A 20,857-nucleotide genomic window follows, 5' to 3' on the forward strand; every position below is an offset into this window, starting at 1 on the left:
TGTTAAGCTCACCTACATGCTGGATATGAGGCGTCTGCAGATCCTCCGCGCTGTGGTCACCAGCGGATCCGTGTCCGCCGCGGCCGCGAACCTCGGTTACACACCGTCGGCCATCAGCCAGCAGGTTTCGGCTCTGGAGAAGGAGGCCGCGACGCCGCTGCTGGAGAGAGCCGGCCGGGGCGTACGGCCCACCGAGGCCGGACGGCTGCTGACCCGTTACGCGGACACCATCAGCAGGACCGTGGCCGAGGCGGAGACGGCACTCGCCGACCTCCGAGAGGGCCGGACCGGCCATGTGAGCGTCCGCTACTTCAGCTCCGCCGGCGCCTCGTTGGTGGCTCCGGCCCTCGCCCGCATGCGGCACGGACACCCGGGAATCCGGGTCGAGCTCAAGCTGAGCGATCCGCACGACCCGTTGCCGGAGGTCAAAGAGGGCTCGGCCGATCTGGCGGTAGTGGTCCGGCCACAGGGCGATATCCCGGGCGGGGTCCGTCTGGTACCTCTTCTCGACGACCCGTACCACGTGGTCCTGCCGGTCGGGCACCGCCTCGCAGGGCAGCCGGTGATCGATCTCGGCGCGCTCGCCGACGAGGCATGGGTGGGGAGCGAACGGGCCTCCGACCGGTGTCTGGACATCGTGCTCACCGCGTGCGCGGCCGCCGGTTTCAGCCCCGGCTTCACGGTGGAGAGCGGGGACTACGCGACGGCCCTGGGTTTCGTCGCCGCAGGCATCGGCGTCGCACTGATTCCTCGAATGGGATTGCGCGGTACCGATGCGGACGTCGTCGTGCGCCAGGTCCGGGGGCCCGAACCGGTCAGGAAGATCTGCGCCGCCGTGCGCGGCACGACGACGGTCCCGCCGTCACTGAGCGCCCTGCTCACCGCACTCTCGGACGCCGCAAGCTGCCTGGACGCGCTTCCCCGGGAATCCGCAGTGGCAGGCCGGGGCGAGCACCCTGAGGCGACACGGGACGGGTTCGGCGGGACCCCGTAGCCGGGGCGGGGGTCGACACCACGGTGGGGCGAAGCGGACCTCCGCCTCGCCGCACCGTCTTCGGCCGGCAGGAGGTCAGGCCTTGCTGGTGCAGATCGTGTCGTACGGCCTGCCCGGGCTCGGGAACAGGTCCATGGGGTCGGCTCCCGCAGGGCATTCCTCGGCGGTCTTCGTCAGGGCCACCACCTTGCTCGCGCCGCTGCCCCCAGCACCGCAGGCCACTTCCTTGGCGGTATCGTCCACGCAGTCGCCCACCACCAGTTGGCCACCACCCGCTCCGGCATCACCGGGGTGGTCGCCGGACAGGTTACGGCCGCAGATCGTCTTGCTGGGGAGGCCGTTGCTGGCGTCACCTGAGCCGATGGCGACCTTCACCGAGATGATCTCGTCCGTACCGGCCGGGCATTCGACGGCCCCGGCGAAGAAGGAACCGTCCATGACGGCAAGGGCCTTGATCGTCGCCTTGGGGTCGTCGCAGTCGAGGCTCTGGAAACTGCCCTTCGCCCCGCCGCTGTCAGGTCCGGCACAGTCTCCGACCTTCCACTCCCGGGCCTTCTGATCGCCGCCGCCGGAGGATTCGCTGCAGGCGGTGGTGGCCCCCAGGACGAGCGCAAGGAGCAGCACCGCCCTGACGCCCGTACGAGGACCGCGCCGCGAGGACGCACCGGTGCTGCTTCGTCTGCTGCTCCGGGGCCGCGTGCTGCCGTGAACGCTCATGCTGCTGCTCCTTGGGTATCTGGCGTGGCACGCAAGGCATTTCGGCGTGGCACACGCATGGTGACGCGCGCCTGACGACGCCCGGAAGGAGCGTGGCGGTTCCCGGACCGGTCGGATGTGGACCACGACGGTCTTGGTCGCGGAGCAGGCGTCCAGGGTCTCGATGCCGTGTTCGCCGCCGAAGCCGGACTGCTTGAGCCGCCGAAGGGGACCGTGCCGGCACTCATGTCCGCGTAGGCGTTGATCCACACGGCCCGCGCGCAGACCGCTCGCGGTGCGGTCGGCGCGTTGGAGGTTCACCGGTCGGGCCGGTTCATGTTTCGTCGGCCACCGTGTCACCGGAGGACGGGACCGCCCTCCGGCTGCGGTACGCGACCACTCCGCACACCGCGAGGACGAGGACGGCCACGCCGGACACCCCGAGGGCCGTCCGCTCGGCGAAGAGCCTTCCCAGCACGTCGAGCACGCCCAGGCCCGCGGTCGCGTAGATCAGCGCCCAGGCCGCTCCGCCCACGAACAGCGCGGGGAGGTAGCGCGGCAACGGCATGCGCATGTTGCCCGCCAGGAAGTTGGCGGCGGTCTGGAAACCGACGGTCAGGAAGGAGACGGCCACCACCGGCGCGCCCCACCGCTGGATCGCCCGCTCCGCGCGCCGGAACTTGGCCGAGGAGATCCGCCCGGCGAACCTGCTGCGCCTGGCACCCGCGCCGGCGAGCCACCCGACGGCGAACGTCCCTCCGGCGCGAAGCAGGACGATGACGTACAGGGCTCCGGCCGTGTGCGCGATCTTATCCACGACGCCTCGTCCGGAACGCCGGGCAAGAACCCGCGTCCCCCGTCACGCGCATGGACGTTCCCGCCCCACCGGGAGTACGACCCGCACGATCCCGGTCACCGTCTCTCACCTGCGCCCTGCCTCTGCCCGTTCCGTTTACCGGGGTCCCTCCCGCGGCGCCGGAACCCGAACCCGCCGCGCAGGTCCACGCGTCAGGCAAGGCCAGCCTAACCGAACGCGCATACGGCGGATACAGGGCACCGGGCTGCCCGGCGAGCGACAGACGTCGGGCAGTGAAAGCGGTCGGCCGGTTGGGGAGGCCCCGAACGTCCTGGTGATGAGGTTCCGCGCCGCCGACAGTGGATCATGGTCGACGGGGCAGGTCCATAGGGCTGACGAAGGACTTGGGGCGGGGCTTTCCTGTGTCCGGGGCGGGACTCGGCAGCGAGTATTGCGTTCGACTTCGGGTGGCCCCGCTCCCGAGAATCGGCGCATGACTCTCCTTGTGCACACCTACGTCTACGACGCCGACGGTACACGCGAATTCCTGGAAGATCCCGAGTACGCCGACACCATGGCCGGATTCGAGAACACCCGCAGCCGCCTGTGGGGATCCGAGGCGATCCGGGCTCTGGGGGCGCGGTTCTTCCCCCGGTTGGACGGGGGTGACCTCTACGTGGAGCCGGTCGAGGTCGACGACTTCCTTGCCGAGTGCGAAGTGGTACGCGCACACTTTGATCATCTTGCTGAACGGAGCGGCTACGACGCCGATTACATCGCCGCACGGTTCGACAACATCCTTGTCGCCGCCGTGCGGGCCATGGCCGAGGGCGGCGGGGTCATCGTCTGGTGACGGCGTTCAAGGGCACTGCGCCACGGCACCTGGCGCGCTTCTCGATCGACCCGCCGGCTTCGGCAGCCCGGCCTTGTCCACTGGCCCTAGGATCGGGCCATGAGCAGGACCGACCGCGCCAGCCGGATGATCGCGGCACCACCGGCGGCTGTCTACGGCGCCCTCCTCGACCGGGAGTCGCTCGAGGCCTGGCTGCCGCCGGACGGCATGCGCGGGCGGGTCGAGCGGTGGGATCCCCGACCGGGTGGCGGATTCCGGATGATCCTCACCTACCTCGACGCCACCGACAGCCCGGGCAAGACCTCGGATGCGACGGATGTCGTCGACGTCGGGTTCGCCGACCTCGTGCCACCGGAGCGTGTGGTGACGCGGGCTGTGTTCGAGGCCGACGACCCGTCGTACGCGGGCACCATGACGATGACCTGGTACCTCGCCGCCGCCGGTGAGGGGACCGAGGTGACCGTCACCGCCACGGACGTACCGCCCGGCATCGACCGGACGGACCACGAGGCCGGGATCGCCTCCTCGCTGGCCAACCTGGCGTCCTACGTCGAAGCGGCCGGCTGACTCACGTCGCCCGCGCCGGGAGTGCGCTCAGTTCCCCACGCCGAGGCCGGACATGAAGGCGGACGGGTACCGGTCACCGCGCGCCGCGCCCGGCGGCACCGCCTTCTCGATCTCGGCGAGGTCGTCGTCGGTGAGGTTCAGGTCGATCGCGGGCAGCGCCTCGGCCGGCCGCTCGCGGGTGCGAGCGCCGACCAGCGGCACGATGGCCTCGCCCTGGGCGGCCACCCAGGCGATGGCCAGCTGGGCGACGGTGCACCCCTTCGCCTCGGCGACCCGGCGCAGAGCCTCCACGAGGGTGAGGTTGTGTTCCACGTTCCCGCTCGAGAACCGCGGGCTGAAGCTGCGGCTGTCACCGGGACCGGCGGTGTGGCCGGCGGACCAGTGCCCGGAGATGAGGCAGCGGCTGAGGACGCCGTACGCGGTCAGGCCGATGCCGAGCTCCCGCAGCGTGGGCAGAATGTCCGCCTCCACCGCGCGGGAGATCAGCGAGTACTCGATCTGCAGGTCGGCGACCGGGTGTACGGCGGACGACGAGGCCCGTGAGCGGCTGGAGCTGCTGCGCGTGCTCGGCGTCGAGGAGTTCCCCATGGAAGCAGCGGGCACGCCCGAACAGTGAAGCGGCCACCGGAGAAGGCGAACCTCCTTTCCGTCAGCAAACGCAGCCATAGGCTACGGCTGTCCTGACTGACTATCGCAGGCGGGGCCCGGGCCCGATCCGCTCCGGCCTGCTCACCTGCATTCGAGGAGACGGCGGTGAGAAGCAACGCCTCACGGTGGCCGATACCGATCATCGCGTTCGTTCTGGCAATGCCGCTGCTGACCGGCTGCGCCGTCGACAAGGGAACGGCGCTCGCTGCGGATTTCGAAGAGGACTGGGTCGGCGCTTCGGACGTCGAGAAGGTCAGCACCCTCGGGGACAACACCCTGCCCTTCATGGGAAAGGCGATCGGTGTGCTCGTCCTCAAGGACGACACCCCGCCCGACCGTGTGGCCGAGCGGGCGAACGAGCTGAGCGAGTACGTCGCACGCAACGACTCGATCACCGGCCGGATCACGGCGGACGGCATCACCGTCACCGTTGACGCGGACAAGCGGCGTGCCGGCGAAGTCGTGGCACTGTGGCGGTCACTGGCGACGGATGAACGGGTGGTGGACGGCGACATCAGTGGTTCGTCCTCGAAGAAGGGCCACCGCTGGCTGTCCAAGGTCACCGCCGTCGACTCCGCCGGCGCCCTTGGGTTCGACGACATGGCCGACAGCGGCGGCCGGCACCGACCGCTGTCGGATGTGACATCGGTCGAGGTCCGCACGGGGCGCGACGTGCGGCCCGGCCTCCTCGTCCAGTCGGACGTCGACGGTGGCCTCCCGACGGAGGCGATCGCCGCGTACGAGGCCGTGGTCGCTGAGCACCCGGTCGTCGGCGCGAGCCTGCAGTCCGCCCGCGTGGGCATCACCTTGGCGGACGCGGCGGATCGGGACGATGCCCCGGAACTCGCACGGAGGGCCGCACCGGGACTGGATGCGGCCGCCGTGTCGGTCACCGGCGAAGGCGGGGCCTGACCTCCGGGAAGGCGGTCGGCCTCCGGGAGGCGGGGAAGGCGGCGTGCCCGGCGGGGTGGGCCCCCGCGCTGCCAGGCACCGGCATGGAGGAGCATCTGGGCGACGGCCGGTCCAGGCCTCGGATCGTGAACGCCACGCGGGGTGCACCGCGACTTGATAGGCAAGTGAATGTTTGCCTATTCTTGGGGGCGTGGCCGACGACGTCTTCAAAGCCCTGGCTGACCCCACCCGCCGCACGATCCTCGACGAGCTCACCGAGAAGTCCGGGCAGACACTGTTCGAGATCTGCTCGCGGCTGAGCATGAAGCATCAGCTGGGCATCTCGCGCCAGGGGGTCTCCCAGCACCTCGCCGTGCTGGAAGCCGCCGGGCTCGTCGAGACCAGGCGGGAGGGCCGCTACAAGTTCCACGACCTGAACACGGCCCCTCTGCGGCATATCGCCGAGCGGTGGCTCGTGCCCGACACATCCGGACCGGAGAAGAGCACCCCATGAAGATCCATCTGACCAGCGTCTTCGTCGACGACCAGGCCAAGGCCCAGCACTTCTACACCGACATCCTCGGCTTCGTGACGAAGCACGACGTCCCGTTGGGCGAGAAGGACCGGTGGCTGACCGTCGTCTCGCCCGACGAGCCCGGCGGTACCGAACTCCTCCTGGAGCCCGTCGGCCACCCGGCCGCCAGGACCTACCGCGACGCGCTCGTCGAGGACGGCATCCCGCTCGCCCAGTTCGCCGTCGACGACGTCGAGGCGGAGTACGAGCGCCTGCGCGGCCTCGGCGTCCGCTTCATCCAGGAGCCCCTCAACATGGGGCCTGTCACCACCGCCGTCTTCGACGACACCTGCGGCAACCTGATCCAGATCGCGACGCAGCCGAAGTAGGCGTTCCGTCGACCGGCCGGACAGCGGTGGGGCGCTCACCGGATGTCCGTACACCGCACGGCGGAAGCCTACGCTGACCGGCATGCCGACCCGGGTGCCGATCAGCGACGAGCTGCGCTCCGCGTTGGGCTCCCCACGAAGGCCGTACTCCTGGACAGCAGCCCGCGCTCCCGGGTGTGGCGGGTCGGGCTGCGCGACGGTGGCCGGGTGATCGTCAAACAGATCACCGTTGGGGGCGGGGGCGGCACCGCGCCGCCCGGGGACGCGCGTTATGCGCGGGAGGTCGCCGCGCTGCGGCTCGCCGCACGGGCCACCCGCCCGAGCGTCGCACCCGCACTGCCCGGAACGGATCCCGCCTCCCGTGTGATGGTTCCGGAACACCTGGACGACCTCGGCGCGGCCGACGACTGGATGCCGGGCTACGCCGAGTCCCTGGCCCGGCTGCGGACTCACCGGACCGGCCGATACGGGCACGCTCCCCGCATGGTCCGGGCCGACTACCGCGGACGCCGACTCCTTCCTCGCCCTCGCCGAGGCCCTCGACGTCCCTGTCCCACCCGCGGTGCCGACGAACTCACCGGCCTGATCGACCGGCTCCGGCCCGCACCCCACCATGCGCTGCCTCACGGCGACCCCTGCCCAGGCAACGACCTGCGCACCGCCACCGACGTCCGCTTCGTCGAATTCGAGCACCGTCGCTGGGCAACGGCCTGGCCCAACTCGCCTACCTCCGCATCGGGTTCCCGACCTGCTGGTGTGCGATGTCGGTCACCGGTGCGCCCCTCGCGGAAGCCGAGGGCGTCTACCGTGCCCTCTGGCGGAGCCTCACCGGCACCGACGTCCCCGGCGACCTCGCCGACGCCTGCGCCGGCTGGCTCATCCGTGGCGACGCACTCGTCGGACGCGCCCGTCGCGAGTCGGTCGACCACCTCGCGCGGGTACCGGCGGAGGATTTCGAGTGGGGCTACGTCTCCGCCCGGGGAGCGCCTCGTCCACCGGCTCGGTGTGGTCGCGGACATGACCCGCGACCACGACCGTCTGCACGCACTCGGCCGCCTCTGCGCGGCACCGGCCGCGCGCGCCTGCTGGAACGCTGGTCCACGCTGCGCCCTCCGCCCGCGCAGAACACCCGCCCCCCGGGACCGACGGCCTGGGTGACCACCGACGGGCCACTCGTCGCCGTTCAGGCGTCCGGGTGGCCGGCGATGTTCAGGATGTTGCCGTCGGGTGCGCGGACGAAGAATCGGCGCAAGCCCCACGGTTCGTCGGTGAGCGGGTGCACGATCTCGTACCCGCGCCGTCGCGCCTCGGCGTACGCGTCGTCGACGCCCGCACCGACCCTGACCGAGGCGACCGGGTCCTGGGGTGCGGTGGCGTCGCGGGTGAGGAGCTGGAGCTCCGCACCTCCGTGGGGCGACCGGTAGCGAGCGACCCAGCCCAGATTGAAGTCCTCGACGCTCAGGCCGAGATAGCCGGTGTAGAAGTCACGGGCGGCCGCGATGTCCGGCACACGGAGATTCACTGTGATGCGGGTGGCTTCCATCATTGCTCCTCGAAAGCGGCAGGCTTGTCCCGTGGCGCACATCCGTGGCGAACGACCCGGGGCGCACGACAGGTGCTCGTGCCCTGCAGCCTGCCACCGAGCCTCAGCCCTCGTGCCGGCAACGCGCGGGAGCGCCGCCCCCACCTTCGACGCGCCGGGCGGACGGGGTGAGGGGCCGGGCGGGGACAAGGTGCCGGCGGGGCACCCGCCTGGGTTCGGGGCAGGTAGGCGCCCTTGGCGAGGACAGAGCCGGGTCGTAGACGGCGTGGTGGTCGGCGTCGTAGACAGGCTGATCATGCGGGCATAGCCGGAAGAACCGGTGCTGCGCCACCTGGTGTCCCCGGCGTGCGCCGACCGTGGCGGCGACCGCCGCCAGAACCCACACGCGATTCACCGCTTCCCCCGTGCCATCGCACAGAGATACGACGGGAGAAGGGCACTGCGTACCGAAGTGTCCACGCTGTGGCCTGCGGCCTCCGCGTGATCGTTCGCCTGCGCTCACACGTTGCGGGTCCTCGCTCCGGCAGACGTCGACAGCGGCGGCCCGGTCGTCGAAGCGCGGGCAGGATGCCTGCATCCGGGGCGCCGGCACCGTCCGGCTGTTCCCGGGAGGCCGACAGCACGAGGTGTCGTCGGACCTGCGCGTACGGAAGGAGGCCGAGGTCCGTCGTAGGCTGAGACCTCGCACGTGACGGACAGGAGGCTCAGGTGGCCGGGACGACGCTGGCCGAGGTGATGGCCGAGCTGGCCGAGCTCGAGGACCCGAAAGCGCGCGCGGTGAACAAGAAGCACGGTGACGACCACGGTGCGAACCTCAGCAAGCTGCGCGCCCTCGCGAAGCGGCTGAAGACGCAGCAGGATCTCGCGTGCGGGCTCTGGGAGACGGGTGACACCGCGGCGCGGCTGCTGGCGATTCTGATCTGCCGCCCTAAGGCGTTCGAGCGCGACGACTTGGACGCCATGGTGCGCGAAGCGCGTACGCCCAAGGTGCACGACTGGCTCGTGAACTACGTGGTGAAGAAGAACCCGCATGCCGAAGAGCTGCGCCTGGCCTGGTTCGCCGATCCGGATCCAGCGGTCGCGAGTGCCGGATGGGCGCTGACCACCGAACGCGTGGCGAAGAAGCCCGAGGGCCTCGACCTCTCAGGACTGCTCGACGTCATCGAGGCGGAGATGAAGAACGCCCCGGACCGCCTTCAGTGGGCGATGAACCACTGCCTGGCTCAGATCGGGATCGACCACGCCGGGCACCGCGCCCGTGCGATCGGCATCGGTGAGCGTCTTGAAGTACTCAAGGACTACCCGACTTCCCCGGGATGCACGTCGCCGTTCGCGCCCGTCTGGATCACCGAGCTGGTGCGCCGGCAGGACGCCCGGTAGGAAGGTTCGCACCGGTGGGGGCGAGGCCGGGCTGGGCCCGCGCCGCGACTCAGGGCCGGCCTCGGCATCAGGTACCGCTGAGCGGCGAGCCCCAGGTGTGGTCGTGGTGGGCTCTGCCCATCAGGTGCGCAAGCAGCAGCCCCGCGGTGTCCGGGGCGGTGGCTCGGGGGGCGCCCGCCGCAGTCAGGGCGGCACCGAGCCGCGCCTGCGCCGACTCCGGGCAGTGCATGTCGTTGAGAAGGGGAAGGGCGAGCAGGAGTCTGGCGGCGGATTCCTCCACCCCTTCAGCCGCGGGAGCGGGGTTGTCAGCGATGCGGGCCAGCTGGTTCCAGTCGATCCCGGCCCCCGAGAACCCTCCTTCCCAGGTGGCGATCCGCTGTCCGTGCCTCTGCCCCGGGTGAGTGAGGAGATAGTCGAAGCCGTAGTCGCCGACCGTGTTGCGGCAGACCACCACGACTCCGGAGCCGTCTGCCGCGGGCAGCCGGAACACCGGCCAGCGTTCAGGATCGAAGAGGATCTCGGACAGGGCATCGACATCGGCACCGTCGTCGCCGAACCACTCCGGAACAGGCCTCTCAGCACCTGTCACGTCGACACACATCGCCATGAGGTAGTTCGACCAGAAGCCCGGGCGAGCCAGCAGTGACTCCCCCGCAACCAGCGGGCCGCAGTCGTATCCCTTGATCAGCACCCCGCTAGCCTGCCACCTCGGGTGACCGCGCGCCCCGCCCTTGCCTCCACAGAGGGGAGCGCGGTACGGCCTCCGGCATCCCCCGGCAGACCGTGCTCGGGCCCGCAGACCACGAGACGGGCCGGCCGTCCGTCCCTGCCGGGTCCGGATCGGTACCGGTGCCGTCTTCTCCCCGCCGGCCACCGCACGACCACTGCCATGGAGCCCCCGGAAGTCCCCCGCCGCCACGGCCGTCCCGTCCGGAGAGCAGCCGCCTCGCACCCCGCCGAAATCGGCACCGAAACTTTCGAGACTCCGAAAGTTTCGGTGCCGCCTGTTCGGCGACATCCCGGCCTCCCTCAACCATTTTTCTTCCCACACCTGTGTTGACCAGCACAGAAGAGATCCACAATGTCGCCTGAGTTTCGGAAAGGTTACGTAAACCGTTGACAACTTCCTTGCCAGGCCCGACTGTTGTGACGCTCCCCGGCCGTGCACGGGATGCGCACGGCCGGGCTGTGTCACCTCATCGATGAACGCCGACGTGTGCTCGGCGTGTCTTTTGGTCACAGACCGCGCAATTCGCGAGGAGGAATCAACGCATGAGCGACACCCCGCACAACTCCGAACCACGTCAGGTCAGCCGCAGGAAGCTCGTCTTCGGCGGTGCCGGGGCGCTGGTGGCGGCCGGGACAGCAGGGCTGCTCCTTCCCAGCACGGCGCGCGCCGCAACGGTCCTCACCAGCAACGCGACCGGTACGCACAACGGCTACTACTACTCCTTCTGGACCGACGCCCCGGGCTCCGTCAGCATGACGCTGTCGGACACGGCCGGTTCGTACAGCAGCCAGTGGAGCAACACCAACAACTGGGTCGGCGGTCTCGGCTGGAGCAACGGCAGCCGCCGGGCCGTCACCTACTCCGGCTCGTTCAACCCGGGCAGCAACGGCTACCTGGCGCTGTACGGGTGGACCGCCAACCCGCTGGTCGAGTACTACATCGTGGAGAACTTCGGCCCGTACAACCCCGGTTCCGCCGGCACGAGGCGCGGCACGGTCACCGACGGCGGCGGTACGTACGACATCTACGAGTCCACCCGGACCAACCAGCCCTCCGTGGAAGGCACCAAGACCTTCCAGCAGTACTGGAGCATCCGGCAGAGCAAGCGCAGCAGCGGCACCATCAACACCGGCGCGCACTTCGACGCCTGGCAAGCGGCCGGGATGCCGATGGGGGCGTTCAACTACTACATGATCATGGCCACGGAGGGCTACCAGAGCACCGGCAGCTCCAGCGTCAGCCTGGGCGGTGGCGGGACCACGCCCACCACCCCGCCTCCGGGCGGGGGTACCACTCCTCCTCCGGCGACAGGTGCCTGCACCGCCACCTACCGCACCACCAGCTCGTGGAACAACGGCTTCAACGGTGAGGTGACCATCAATGCGGGCAGCAGCGGCGTCACCAACTGGAAGGTGCCGGTGACGCTGGCCGGCGGCCAGACGGTCACCTCCCTCTGGAACGGAACCTCGAGCCGGAGCGGGAACGTTCTGACCGTGACGCCGGTCAGTCACAACCGCACCCTGGGCGCGGGGCAGTCGACGTCGTTCGGCTTCACCGTCAGCGGACCCAGCAGCCCGTCCCCATCGGTCGGCAGTTGCAGCGTGGGCTGACCTCGGCGTCCCACGTACCCACTCGCTCCGGCGCGGTGCCCCCTCGGGCACCGCGCCGTTGCCGGTCCTGGGGCCTGGTCCAGTGGTCAAGCGGGAACGGGCAAGCAGCGCTTCGACCGCGATGGGCCGGCTCACGAGCTTCGTGAGGGGATTCTCCGGAACCACGACCACCTCGGCAGTCATCATCACCGTCGGCGGACTGATGCTGTTCCTGGCCGTCCACGGCGGGATCCGCGGCACAGCCCGCGTACAACTGGCCGAAGTGGCTATTCTGCTGATCGCTGCCGTCGTCCTCGCCGCGATGGTGCTCCGACGCTTCGACTGGGACCCCAGCCGCCTCCTGGACGCCGCTGCTGCGGGCAGCGGATTGGGCGACGCCCTCCTCGGTCCGGGCTGAGTCCTCCACCCGAGCAATGCCCACGCTCAGCACTACCGGAAGCTCGCAGCATCAGCCTTCACGAGGCGCACCGACTGACACTCCCGCAGCGTTTCGCCACCGGCCCCGCCCGGAGATTCGAGGTGCAGGGTCGCCCCGCCACTCGTGCGAGTTGCTGGGCGGCAGTCGTACGCGGAGGCGCCGGTCGAGATGCAGACCTCGACCGGTGCGTTCCGTTCCACCGGGCGGGCACTGAGGTCACATTCGACCTCCAGCCCCGCCGGACACCGCCCGAGAGACCCACCGGCCACCACAACCCACGAACCCCTTCAGACCTACTGAGCGGGCAATAGCCTGGACCAGGGCCCAGCCCGCAACCAACCCAGGAGGAACCGTTGAGAATGCTCATCAACGTGCCGGAGACCGTCGTCGCCGACGCCCTTCGCGGCATCGCCGCCGCCCACCCCGAGCTCACCGTGGACGTCGAGAACCGTCTGGTCGTGCGGCGCGACGCGCCCGTGGCCGGGAAGGTGGGGATCGTCTCCGGCGGCGGGTCCGGGCACGAACCCTTGCATGCGGGGTTCGTCGGGCCGGGAATGCTGTCCGCCGCGTGTCCCGGGGAGGTCTTCACCTCCCCCGTGCCCGACCAGATGGTGCGGGCCGCCGCCGCGGTCGACAGTGGTGCGGGAGTGCTGTTCGTCGTCAAGAACTACACCGGTGACGTGCTGAACTTCGACATGGCGGCCGAGCTCGCCGAGGAGGAGGGCATTCGGGTCGCCCGGGTCCTGGTCGACGACGACGTGGCGGTGGCCGACAGCACGTTCACGGCGGGCCGCCGCGGCACGGGCGCGACGGTGTTCGTCGAGAAGATCGCCGGTGCCCTCGCCGACGAGGGTGCGCCGCTCGAAAGGGTGGAGGCGGTGGCGCGGCGGGTGAACGAGTCCTCCCGGAGTTTCGGGGTGGCGCTCAGCGCGGTGACCACTCCGGCGAAGGGCAGTCCGACCTTCGATCTCCCGCCCGGGGAACTGGAGTTGGGCATCGGGATCCACGGGGAGCCGGGGCGGGAGCGGCGCTCGATGATGACGTCCGGAGAGATCGCCGATTTCGCCGTCCACGCGGTGCTGGAGGATCTGCGGCCGAACGGTCCCGTGCTGGCCCTCGTCAACGGGATGGGCGCGACACCGCTGCTGGAGCTGTACGGGTTCAATGCCGAGGTACATCGGGTGCTGTCCGAGCGGGGCGTGGCCGTGGCTCGTACGCTGGTGGGGAACTACGTGACGTCGCTCGACATGGCGGGCTGCTCGGTGACGCTCTGTCAGGTGGATGAGGAGATGCTACGGCTCTGGGACGCGCCGGTTCAGACGTCTGCGCTCCGCTGGGGCCGGTGAACCACTGCCCGGCACGCGTGAGGGAACAGGAGATCTTGTGCTCGACACCGACTTCTTCCTTCGCTGGATGGCCGCCACCGCGGCGGCCGTCCAGCGTGAGGCGAGCCGTTTGACCGACCTCGACGCCGCGATCGGGGATGCCGATCACGGAAGCAACATGCAGCGCGGCTTCACCGCGGTGACGGCTGTACTGGAGAAGGATCCTCCCGCGACACCCGGGGCCGTGCTGAGGCTCGTGGGGCGGCAGTTGATCTCGACGGTGGGCGGGGCGTCCGGACCGCTGTACGGGACGCTCCTGCGGCGTACCGGAAAGGCGCTGGGCGACACACCCGAGGTGACGCCCGGTCAACTGGCCGAGGCGTTCGGTGCGGGCGTCGCCGCTGTGGCTCAGCTGGGCGGTGCACAGGCCGGCGACAAGACGATGCTCGATGCGCTGCTGCCCGCCGTCGACGTGCTTGGGGTTTCGTTCGCGGCGGCCCGGGACGCGGCGCAGGCAGGTGCGCTGGCGACCGTGCCGTTGCAGGCGCGCAAGGGCAGGGCCAGCTATCTGGGCGAGCGCAGCATCGGACATCAGGATCCGGGTGCGACGTCGTCGGCGCTCCTGGTCGCGGCGCTCGCCGAGGCCGCGGGGACGAGCGGCGGAGGAGACGCGTGAGTGAGGAGAAGCAGGTCGGGATCGTCCTGGTGTCGCACAGCGGCCCGGTGGCCGAAGCCGTCGTGGAGCTGGCCAAGGAGCTGGCGGCCGGTGGGGCGACCGCCCCGGTTGCTGCGGCCGGGGGCACCTCCGCCGGAGGGCTCGGGACCAGTGCGGAGCTGATCGCCGGGGCCGCGAGGTCGGTGGACAGGGGCGTGGGGGTCGCGCTGCTCGTCGATCTCGGGAGCGCGGTGCTGACGGTGAAGGCCATGCTGTCCGAGGGTGGCGAACTGCCGTACGGCGCACGGCTGGTGGACGCGCCGTTCGTCGAGGGCGCGGTCGCCGCCCTGGTGACCGCGTCGGCCGGGGGCGATCTGGCCGCGGTGGAGGCAGCGGCGGCGGACGCTTACGACTACCGCAAGGTGTGAGCGGAGGCAGGCCGTCCCGCGCGCGGCGGGGCGGCCTGCCAGGAGTCACCCGCGTGTTCAGGTCACCGTGCAGACCGCTCCGTTGAGCGTGAACTGCTGGGGCTCGGTGAAGGTACCCGAGTACGTGCCCTGGAAGCCGAACGACTGGGTGCCGCCTGCGGCGATCCGGCCGTTGAAGCCCACGTTGGTCGCGGTCACCGCGCCCGAGGACGGCGAGAGGGCCGCGTTCCAGGCTTGGGTGACCTTCTGTCCCGACGGCAGGGTGAAGCCGAGCTTCCAGCCGTCGACGGGTGCGGTTCCGGTGTTGGTGACCGCGACGTCGGCGGTGAATCCGCCCGACCACGAGTTCGTGCCGTAGGCCACGCGGCAGGTGCCGGGCACGGGCGGCTCACCCGGGTTCTCCGTGCCGCCACCGGTGTTGACGGCCGAGGAGAAGGAGGTCACTCCGAGGCCGGCGCCGTTCTGCCAGGGCTCGAACCCTGCCTGGACGCTGGTGAGGTACCACGAGGGCTGGGCCATGCCCCGGGCGACGGTCTGGTCGACGAAGTCCATGACGTCGAAGGTCCAGCTGCTGATCGCGGACGGTGCCACGAACGAGATCACGTCGTTGCCGCCGTTGCTCCCGGTCCAGACCTCCCAGGTGCGGCCGCCGACGGAGGCGGTGCCGGCCTGCGAGCCGATCGGCTGGATGGGACCCACCCGGTTGAACCAGATCATGATCTCGGTCCGGTTGACTCCGTCGGTCTTCGGCTCCGGGTCGAGCCAGATGTCGTAGGACGCGTTGTAGACCGCGTTGGCGACGTAGGCGTACGTGATGCTGCTCGGCGCGCTGCTGATCGAGCTCAGCCGCTCGGGGAGTGCGGTCCCGGGCGAGCAGTTCGTGTAGTGGCAGCCGTTGAAGACGGACGGGTAGGACTTGGGTGCCCCGTTCGTCGGAACCGACCCGCCGGCCCTCTCGACGGTGAAGCCGTTGGCGGTGACGTTGACGCACTGTTCGTCAGCGGTGCCCCAGCGGTTGTTCTGGACCACGTACCGCCCCTGGATGACGGCCGTGCCGTACTGGTCGCAGATCAGGGTGTCGGCGTGAGCGGGTGTCGCGACCGTGCCGAGCGCCGCGAGCGAGGCCAGTGCCACGAGTAACGCCGTCACGGCGCTCCGTGCGGACCTGAGAGAGGCGATGAGGCTCTTCATGATGTCCTTTCGGTAGGACCCGATGATGGGAGCGCTCCCAGTTCTTGCTCCGGCGTGGAACCTATGGGGCTGTCGGGACTCTCCACAAGGGCCCCTCCGTAACACTTCCCGCGCCACCCCACGCCGGACGCCGCGCGGACGGGTCGCACACGGTCCGGCGGGTACGACACATCCCGGCAACAGGCACGCAATCAACAAATTGTTTAAAGCCCATACGGTCTCGTGCTGTTGGACCTTCTCCGTCCCTCCCCGCCCGCCCTTGGAGCGCCCCATGGTGTCCGCAACACCCGTACATCCCGTCGACGCGGTCCCACCGATACGCCAACTGGCGGCCTTCGGGCTGCAGCATGTGCTCGCCATGTACGCCGGCGCGGTGGCCGTGCCGTTGATCGTGGGCGGCGCGATGAAGCTGCCGCCCGCCGATCTGGCCTATCTGATCACCGCGGACCTGCTGATATGCGGGGTGGCGACGCTCATCCAGTGTGTCGGTTTCTGGCGCTTCGGTGTGCGTCTGCCGATCATGCAGGGCTGTACGTTCGCAGCCGTCTCGCCGATGGTGCTGATCGGCACGCAGGGCGGCGGGCTGCCGGCCATCTACGGATCCGTGATCGTCGCCGGACTCGCGATCGTCCTCCTGGCCCCGGTCTTCGGACGGCTGCTGAGGTTCTTCCCGCCTCTCGTGACGGGCACGGTGATCCTGATCATCGGTGTCTCGCTGCTGCCGGTGGCCGGCAACTGGGTGGCCGGCGGCGCGGGTGCGCCGGACTTCGGCGCCCCGAAGAACCTTGCGCTGGCGGGCTTCGTCCTGGTCGTAGTCCTGGCTGTCCAGGGCTTCGCGCCGGCCTTCCTGAGCCGGATCGCCGTGCTGATCGGCATCGCGGTGGGCCTCGCGGTATCGGTGCCGTTCGGGTTCACGGACTTCGGCGGGGTCGGGGACGCACACTGGGTGGGCATCAGCACGCCCTTCCACTTCGGCGCTCCGACGTTCCACGCCTCGGCCGTCATCGCGATGCTGGTCGTGGCCCTGGTGACGATGACGGAGACGACCGGGGACTTCATCGCCGTCGGCGAGATGACCGACCGCAGGGTCGAGCCGCGCGCCCTGGCCGACGGGCTGCGGGCCGACGGTCTGTCCACGGTCCTCGGTGGCGTGTTCAACACCTTCCCCTACACGGCGTTCGCCCAGAACGTGGGCCTGGTCGGCATGACCAAGGTCCGCAGTCGCTGGGTGGTCGCCGCGGCGGGCGCAATCCTCGTCCTTCTCGGGCTGCTGCCCAAGCTGGGCGCCGTCATCGCGGCCATTCCGGCTCCGGTGCTGGGTGGTGCGGGCCTGGTGATGTTCGGGACCGTCGCGGCGAGCGGTCTGCGAACCCTGGCCCAGGTCGAGTTCAAGGACAACAACAATCTGACGATCGTCGCCGTCTCGGTGGCGATGGGTGTGCTGCCGGTCGGGGTGCCGACGCTCTACGACCAGTTCCCGGCCTGGTTCCAGACGGTGATGCACAGCGGGATCAGCGCGGGCTGTCTGACGGCCATCGTGCTGAACATTCTCTTCAACCACCTTCACTCGAAGCCGGGTTCACGGCCGGAGGCCGCCGCCGCCCCGGTCGGCGTGCCCGTCGGCCGGGGCGAGGAATCCGTCCGGAAGGCCGGCGATCAGAAGGCCGACGATCAGCGCGTCTGAACCGTCCGGGCGCGGTGCGGCCCCGGCCGCACCGTCGGTTCCAGGGGTCGGTGCGGCACCCTTCGGAGGGTGCCGCACCGGTGGTGGTTCAGGCTGCCGGGGCGAGCACCGCCCCGGCAGCGACCTCGATCCGCACCTGCCGGGTCGTGCCGTTCACACTCACCGCGAGGGTGACGGTGCCCGGCCGCAGGGCGATGAGCGTGCCGGTGACCGGGTCCAGCGCCGCGACGTGACGCCCGCGGGTATCGCCCGGTTCGCCGATGTGGAGATTCGGGGAACCGGTCCAGTCGGCGCTGAGCGGGAAAGCGACCGGCACGGTCCTCGCCCCCTGGGTGACGCTCGCGCCGACCTTCGTACGCTCTCCCGTGCCGATCACGGACGGCACGTCGAGCGTCAGGGCGTCGACGTGGGCACGCGTCTGGGCCGACACCCAGTCGGGTCCGCCCTGCCACGGCCGGTGGCGTGCCGTCGTCTGCTCCGCGGGCGACACGCGGTCGGCGCCGATCAGGCTCCAGCCGGTGAAGCCCCCCTCGTCCGCCGGCCCTGCCGGTGCCTTGCCGGAGTTCCCGTTGATCAGATACGGGACGCCGTCGACGTGCGAGGCATGGAAGACGCCCACATGACTGCCGATCAGGGCCGCCCCCTTGCCCGTCGTGCGGCGGAAGCCGGCGAGCCACTGTTCGACGAGAGCAGCTTCCTTCCTGTCTCCGAGCTGGCTGCCCTTCTGGACGGTGGGGTCGCGCGGCGGCACGTGCTCGACCAGCATGACGGAGCCGACCGACGAGTCCTTCGCTGCCGCGTCCAGCTGCGCGCGCAGTTCCTTGATCTGGGCGAAGCCGCCGCCCCGCAGGCTGAGGCTCGATGTGTCGAGCGTGATGACACGGGTGCCCTTGTGGTCGAACGTGCGCTGGGCGGGGCCGAATTCGGTGATGAAGTTGTCGATCTTCCCGCCCATCACCTCGTGGTTGCCCGGTACGTAGTACCAGGGCAGTGTGTCGCCGAGTTCCTCCTCGAGGACACGGCGGGCGAAGGCGAGGTCCGCGGGTGATCCCTCGTCGACGAGGTCTCCGTTGACGACCAGGAAGTCCGGCTGTGCGGCCTTGATCTCCTGCAGGGTGCGACGGGCCTGCCGGACGATCGCGCTGTCCGGGTCGCGGGCGACGAACTGGGCGTCGGACATCACCGCGAACTGCCAGTCCCTGCGTTCGGTGACGGCGGCCGGGTCGATCAACGGGTCCGCAGGGGCTGTCTGTTCGGGCAGCTCGACGGTCGGGGGCACCTGGGCGGACAGGTCGTCGATGACGATCTCACCGGTGTACTGCCGGGCGGCCGCCGTCTCGGCGAGATAGAAGCGGTGTACGGACAACGGCATCGCCACGCCCTGCGGTACGGCGAACGTGACCTGGCGCCAGCCCGTCCAGGTGACGTAGGGGCCGCGCAGCAGCTGGTCCGAACCCGCGGCGTCCTTGAGGTGCAGGGTCGGCCAGGCGCCGTTGCCGTCACCCTTGATCCACAGGGTGAACGACTGGGGCTGGCCGGGTACGGGGACGGGCTGCGGTGGCGCGGCGTAGGCGGCGCGCGTCGCGGTCGACATGGTGAAGTCGTAGGTGAGCCGCAGTCCGGTACCGGTGTGCCCCTCGGGTGTCGCGGCGAGGGAGCCGGCCGCCCTGGCCTGGCTGAACTTCCAGGACCCGGCGTCGTCGAAGGCCGACACCGCCTGCTCGGTGAGCCCGACGCTCACCGCGAGGGTGGTGGTGGCGCCCTGGACGGTGGCCTTGATCTGTCCCGCACCGCTGCCCGTGCGGGACCTGACGGTGAACGAGCCCCGGCCGTCGTCGCCGATGTCGAACAGGGCCCGGTCGTAGTCGAGAGTGACGTCGTCCGGCTCCACGGGTGCGCTGGTGCCGTGGGCGTCGAGGCCCACGATGCCGAAGGTGCCGGTTGCCTGCGTGTCCGCGAGGCCGACCCGGACCGTCGTCGGCTGGATCCGGACCAGCCGGTCCAGGACGGTGAGCGTGGTGGCGCCGTGGGCACCGGCCCGTTCCGCCCGCACGTCGGTCGTGCCGCCGCGGCGGGCGGTGAAGGTGCCGTGGGAGTCGACGCTGCCGATGGCCGGGGCGGTGGTGCGCCAGCGCGGAGTGCCTCGGGCGGGCCCGTACGTCTCGTCGAACCCGGCGGCCGTGAGCTGTCGCGTCAGGCCCGGGAAGACGCGCTCGGGGTGGCCGCCCCCGACGGGGTCGGCGCCGGGGGCGGCGCCGGCCGGTGTGCGGGTCTCCACCCAGAATCCGTGGAGGCTGCCGCTGCCGTCGGGCGCGGTGAGGGCGAGGCCGTTGGGTACGGTGCGCTCGCTTCCGTCGGACGGGCTGTTCTCCACCTGGAGCGTGTCGCTGCCGGGTTCGCGGGCGACGAGTGTCGACGAGCCGCCGCCGTCCAGGTTGAGCGCGCTGTACGAGCCCGCCTGACGCATCATCAGGCCCAGTTCGGTGAGCGTGACGCCGCCGCTGTCGGTCTGGCGGCCGTCGACCGTGATGACCTGCATGGTGCGGCCGTCCTTGGAGAAGCCGACCGCGGTGCGGGGCGCGGCCGTGTTGTTGCCCTCGCCGTCGTGGTTCTGGGCGGCGCCGTCGACGACCAGGAGCTCCCTGCCGCCGACGGCGGTCCGCGGCACCGCACCGCTGTCGGTGCGTGCCCGGTACTCCATGGCGACGGGGTCACCCGGCTGCAGAGCGGTCAGCAGTGCCGCTCCGGCCTCGCGTCCGACGAGGACGGTGGTGCCTTCTGGTACGGGCCCCGAGCCCGGGGTGGCCGACACGGAGACGACCCTGCCGTCCTGTACGGCTGCCTCGGCGACGGGGGACGCGCCGTCGACGGTCAGGGCGCGGTCCGCGCTGCCCCAGGCGGAGGTGTAGGCGCCCACTCCCCCGGCGGGCACGTTCGCGGCGTTGTACGCGGCGAGGGGATGCTGGCCGGAGGGAAGCGTCAGGCTTCCCTCGAAGTACAGCTGCAGGACACGCCCTGCGTTCTCCGGCCCGATGCCCACAGCACGGTTGACGCCCGGGGCGGGCGAGTGGACCGGGCTGCCGTCCTTGATCCCGGGGCCCTGCGGCGCTCCGGTCTGGTTGATGTCGAAGAAGTCCGCGTTGATCGCGGCCACGGTGCGCCGGCCCTGACCCGGGTCGTGCCCGGCGGCCAGTTCGGAGACCGTTCGCCGTTCCGCGACCTTGCCGGCCGAGAGGTAGTCGGCGCGCGCTCCGCCGTCCAGGTCGACCGAGAGGGTGTCGACCCGTAGCCACTTGTCGGATTCGAGGCGGTCGTAGGAGCTGAGCCGGATGCCGGGGGCGAGCGGCCGGGAGCTCCGGGCGGTCTCGATGCCGTCGCCGTCCACGACGGCTCTCGCCCCACCCGACGGACTGCTCGCGGGTGGCGGGGCCACCGGTCTGAGGACCTCGGCGGAGTTGCGGGGGCGCGGATCCGGACCCGAATCGGCGGCTGCGGGCGCTATGGCCCCGACCGTCATCGCGGACACCGTCGCGAGCAGCACGAGC

At 70.6% G+C, this 20,857-nt stretch carries 20 protein-coding genes and 2 pseudogenes; 15 read left to right on the forward strand and 7 right to left on the reverse strand.

Going from position 1 to position 20,857, the window contains the following annotated elements:
* Window positions 1–16 precede the first annotated feature (16 nt).
* Window positions 17–994, forward strand: a complete 978-nt coding sequence (locus OG844_RS02935; RefSeq protein WP_406387903.1) for a LysR family transcriptional regulator — start codon at window positions 17–19, stop codon at window positions 992–994.
* 75 nt (window positions 995–1,069) lie between these two features.
* Here the strand turns inward: OG844_RS02935 and OG844_RS02940 are convergent, their stop codons facing one another.
* Together OG844_RS02940 and OG844_RS02945 are read right to left on the reverse strand one after the other, a co-directional pair.
* The gene (locus OG844_RS02940) at window positions 1,070–1,711 is read right to left on the reverse strand and encodes a hypothetical protein (protein WP_406387905.1); all 642 of its coding nucleotides are present in this window, start codon (window positions 1,709–1,711) and stop codon (window positions 1,070–1,072) included.
* Window positions 1,712–2,024: 313 nt separating this feature from the next.
* Window positions 2,025–2,507: a DedA family protein gene (locus tag OG844_RS02945; protein WP_406387906.1), complete on the reverse strand. Its 483-nt coding sequence runs from the start codon at window positions 2,505–2,507 to the stop codon at window positions 2,025–2,027.
* Window positions 2,508–2,979: 472 nt separating this feature from the next.
* Between OG844_RS02945 and OG844_RS02950 the strand changes: the two genes are divergently transcribed.
* Complete coding sequence (locus OG844_RS02950) at window positions 2,980–3,339, forward strand: hypothetical protein (RefSeq protein ID WP_406387908.1); 360 nt, start codon at window positions 2,980–2,982, stop codon at window positions 3,337–3,339.
* 99 nt (window positions 3,340–3,438) lie between these two features.
* The gene (locus OG844_RS02955) at window positions 3,439–3,906 is read left to right on the forward strand and encodes an SRPBCC family protein (protein ID WP_406387909.1); all 468 of its coding nucleotides are present in this window, start codon (window positions 3,439–3,441) and stop codon (window positions 3,904–3,906) included.
* Between the two features lie 27 nt (window positions 3,907–3,933).
* Here the strand turns inward: OG844_RS02955 and OG844_RS02960 are convergent.
* Window positions 3,934–4,431, reverse strand: a pseudogene (locus OG844_RS02960) (aldo/keto reductase); the annotation flags it as partial.
* Between OG844_RS02960 and OG844_RS02965 the strand changes: the two are divergent.
* From OG844_RS02965 to OG844_RS02985, 5 genes and pseudogenes are all read left to right on the forward strand, one after another.
* Window positions 4,364–4,522, forward strand: coding sequence for a hypothetical protein (locus OG844_RS02965; protein ID WP_406396390.1), 159 nt, complete (start codon window positions 4,364–4,366; stop codon window positions 4,520–4,522). The pseudogene OG844_RS02960 and the gene OG844_RS02965 sit on opposite strands and share 68 nt — an antisense overlap.
* A gap of 137 nt (window positions 4,523–4,659) precedes the next feature.
* A complete protein-coding gene (locus tag OG844_RS02970) occupies window positions 4,660–5,466 on the forward strand; it encodes a hypothetical protein (protein WP_406387910.1) in 807 nt (268 codons plus the stop codon).
* A gap of 190 nt (window positions 5,467–5,656) precedes the next feature.
* Complete coding sequence (locus OG844_RS02975) at window positions 5,657–5,959, forward strand: ArsR/SmtB family transcription factor (RefSeq protein ID WP_406387911.1); 303 nt, start codon at window positions 5,657–5,659, stop codon at window positions 5,957–5,959.
* Entirely contained in the window at window positions 5,956–6,348 is a 393-nt protein-coding gene (locus OG844_RS02980) for a VOC family protein (RefSeq protein ID WP_406387912.1), read from the forward strand. Before OG844_RS02975 ends, OG844_RS02980 begins: the two co-directional genes overlap by 4 nt.
* Before the next feature lie 82 nt (window positions 6,349–6,430).
* Window positions 6,431–7,484, forward strand: a pseudogene (locus tag OG844_RS02985) (aminoglycoside phosphotransferase family protein); the annotation flags it as partial.
* A 47-nt stretch (window positions 7,485–7,531) separates the two neighbouring features.
* Here the strand turns inward: OG844_RS02985 and OG844_RS02990 are convergent.
* Window positions 7,532–7,891, reverse strand: coding sequence for a VOC family protein (locus OG844_RS02990; RefSeq protein ID WP_406387913.1), 360 nt, complete (start codon window positions 7,889–7,891; stop codon window positions 7,532–7,534).
* 735 nt (window positions 7,892–8,626) lie between these two features.
* Between OG844_RS02990 and OG844_RS02995 the strand changes: the two genes are divergently transcribed.
* Window positions 8,627–9,271, forward strand: a complete 645-nt coding sequence (locus tag OG844_RS02995) for a DNA alkylation repair protein (protein WP_406395976.1) — start codon at window positions 8,627–8,629, stop codon at window positions 9,269–9,271.
* A gap of 67 nt (window positions 9,272–9,338) precedes the next feature.
* On the opposite strand, the gene OG844_RS03000 is transcribed toward OG844_RS02995, so the two are convergent.
* The gene (locus tag OG844_RS03000) at window positions 9,339–9,962 is read right to left on the reverse strand and encodes a hypothetical protein (RefSeq protein ID WP_406387914.1); all 624 of its coding nucleotides are present in this window, start codon (window positions 9,960–9,962) and stop codon (window positions 9,339–9,341) included.
* A 581-nt stretch (window positions 9,963–10,543) separates the two neighbouring features.
* Between OG844_RS03000 and OG844_RS03005 the strand changes: the two genes are divergently transcribed.
* From OG844_RS03005 to OG844_RS03025, 5 genes are all read left to right on the forward strand, one after another.
* Complete coding sequence (locus OG844_RS03005) at window positions 10,544–11,611, forward strand: glycoside hydrolase family 11 protein (protein WP_406387915.1); 1,068 nt, start codon at window positions 10,544–10,546, stop codon at window positions 11,609–11,611.
* 121 nt (window positions 11,612–11,732) lie between these two features.
* A complete protein-coding gene (locus tag OG844_RS03010; protein WP_406387916.1) occupies window positions 11,733–12,008 on the forward strand; it encodes a hypothetical protein in 276 nt (91 codons plus the stop codon).
* A 380-nt stretch (window positions 12,009–12,388) separates the two neighbouring features.
* Window positions 12,389–13,375, forward strand: a complete 987-nt coding sequence (gene dhaK, locus OG844_RS03015; protein ID WP_406387917.1) for a dihydroxyacetone kinase subunit DhaK — start codon at window positions 12,389–12,391, stop codon at window positions 13,373–13,375.
* 37 nt (window positions 13,376–13,412) lie between these two features.
* Window positions 13,413–14,030 carry a dihydroxyacetone kinase subunit DhaL gene (gene dhaL, locus OG844_RS03020; RefSeq protein ID WP_406387918.1) on the forward strand — a complete coding sequence of 206 codons (618 nt, stop codon included), beginning with the start codon at window positions 13,413–13,415 and terminating at the stop codon, window positions 14,028–14,030.
* Window positions 14,027–14,437 (forward strand): PTS-dependent dihydroxyacetone kinase phosphotransferase subunit DhaM, encoded by a 411-nt coding sequence (locus OG844_RS03025; protein ID WP_406387920.1) that lies wholly within the window; start codon window positions 14,027–14,029, stop codon window positions 14,435–14,437. The genes dhaL and OG844_RS03025 overlap by 4 nt, the downstream gene beginning before the upstream one ends.
* A gap of 57 nt (window positions 14,438–14,494) precedes the next feature.
* Here OG844_RS03025 and OG844_RS03030 read toward each other — a convergent pair whose 3' ends face one another.
* Window positions 14,495–15,628, reverse strand: a complete 1,134-nt coding sequence (locus tag OG844_RS03030; protein ID WP_406387921.1) for a GH12 family glycosyl hydrolase domain-containing protein — start codon at window positions 15,626–15,628, stop codon at window positions 14,495–14,497.
* A gap of 271 nt (window positions 15,629–15,899) precedes the next feature.
* On the opposite strand from OG844_RS03030, the gene OG844_RS03035 reads away from it, so the two are divergent.
* Window positions 15,900–17,312, forward strand: coding sequence for a nucleobase:cation symporter-2 family protein (locus OG844_RS03035; RefSeq protein ID WP_406387922.1), 1,413 nt, complete (start codon window positions 15,900–15,902; stop codon window positions 17,310–17,312).
* Between the two features lie 88 nt (window positions 17,313–17,400).
* Here OG844_RS03035 and OG844_RS03040 read toward each other — a convergent pair whose 3' ends face one another.
* The gene (locus OG844_RS03040; RefSeq protein WP_406395978.1) at window positions 17,401–20,829 is read right to left on the reverse strand and encodes a phosphodiester glycosidase family protein; all 3,429 of its coding nucleotides are present in this window, start codon (window positions 20,827–20,829) and stop codon (window positions 17,401–17,403) included.
* Window positions 20,830–20,857: the final 28 nt, after the last annotated feature.

The organism is Streptomyces sp. NBC_00887, from assembly GCF_045207585.1.

Excerpts from the sequence above, each read along its gene's own strand:
- OG844_RS02935 (WP_406387903.1), top strand. The coding sequence starts at position 17 with ATGCTGGATATGAGGCGTCTGCAGATCCTCCGCGCTGTGGTCACCAGC.
- OG844_RS02940 (WP_406387905.1), bottom strand. The coding sequence starts at position 1,711 with ATGAGCGTTCACGGCAGCACGCGGCCCCGGAGCAGCAGACGAAGCAGC.
- OG844_RS02950 (WP_406387908.1), top strand. The coding sequence starts at position 2,980 with ATGACTCTCCTTGTGCACACCTACGTCTACGACGCCGACGGTACACGC.
- OG844_RS02955 (WP_406387909.1), top strand. The coding sequence starts at position 3,439 with ATGAGCAGGACCGACCGCGCCAGCCGGATGATCGCGGCACCACCGGCG.
- OG844_RS02965 (WP_406396390.1), top strand. The coding sequence starts at position 4,364 with ATGTCCGCCTCCACCGCGCGGGAGATCAGCGAGTACTCGATCTGCAGG.
- OG844_RS02980 (WP_406387912.1), top strand. The coding sequence starts at position 5,956 with ATGAAGATCCATCTGACCAGCGTCTTCGTCGACGACCAGGCCAAGGCC.
- OG844_RS02990 (WP_406387913.1), bottom strand. The coding sequence starts at position 7,891 with ATGGAAGCCACCCGCATCACAGTGAATCTCCGTGTGCCGGACATCGCG.
- OG844_RS02995 (WP_406395976.1), top strand. The coding sequence starts at position 8,627 with ATGGCCGAGCTGGCCGAGCTCGAGGACCCGAAAGCGCGCGCGGTGAAC.
- OG844_RS03005 (WP_406387915.1), top strand. The coding sequence starts at position 10,544 with ATGAGCGACACCCCGCACAACTCCGAACCACGTCAGGTCAGCCGCAGG.
- OG844_RS03010 (WP_406387916.1), top strand. The coding sequence starts at position 11,733 with ATGGGCCGGCTCACGAGCTTCGTGAGGGGATTCTCCGGAACCACGACC.
- dhaK (WP_406387917.1), top strand. The coding sequence starts at position 12,389 with ATGCTCATCAACGTGCCGGAGACCGTCGTCGCCGACGCCCTTCGCGGC.
- OG844_RS03030 (WP_406387921.1), bottom strand. The coding sequence starts at position 15,628 with ATGAAGAGCCTCATCGCCTCTCTCAGGTCCGCACGGAGCGCCGTGACG.
- OG844_RS03035 (WP_406387922.1), top strand. The coding sequence starts at position 15,900 with ATGGTGTCCGCAACACCCGTACATCCCGTCGACGCGGTCCCACCGATA.
- OG844_RS03040 (WP_406395978.1), bottom strand. The coding sequence starts at position 20,829 with ATGACGGTCGGGGCCATAGCGCCCGCAGCCGCCGATTCGGGTCCGGAT.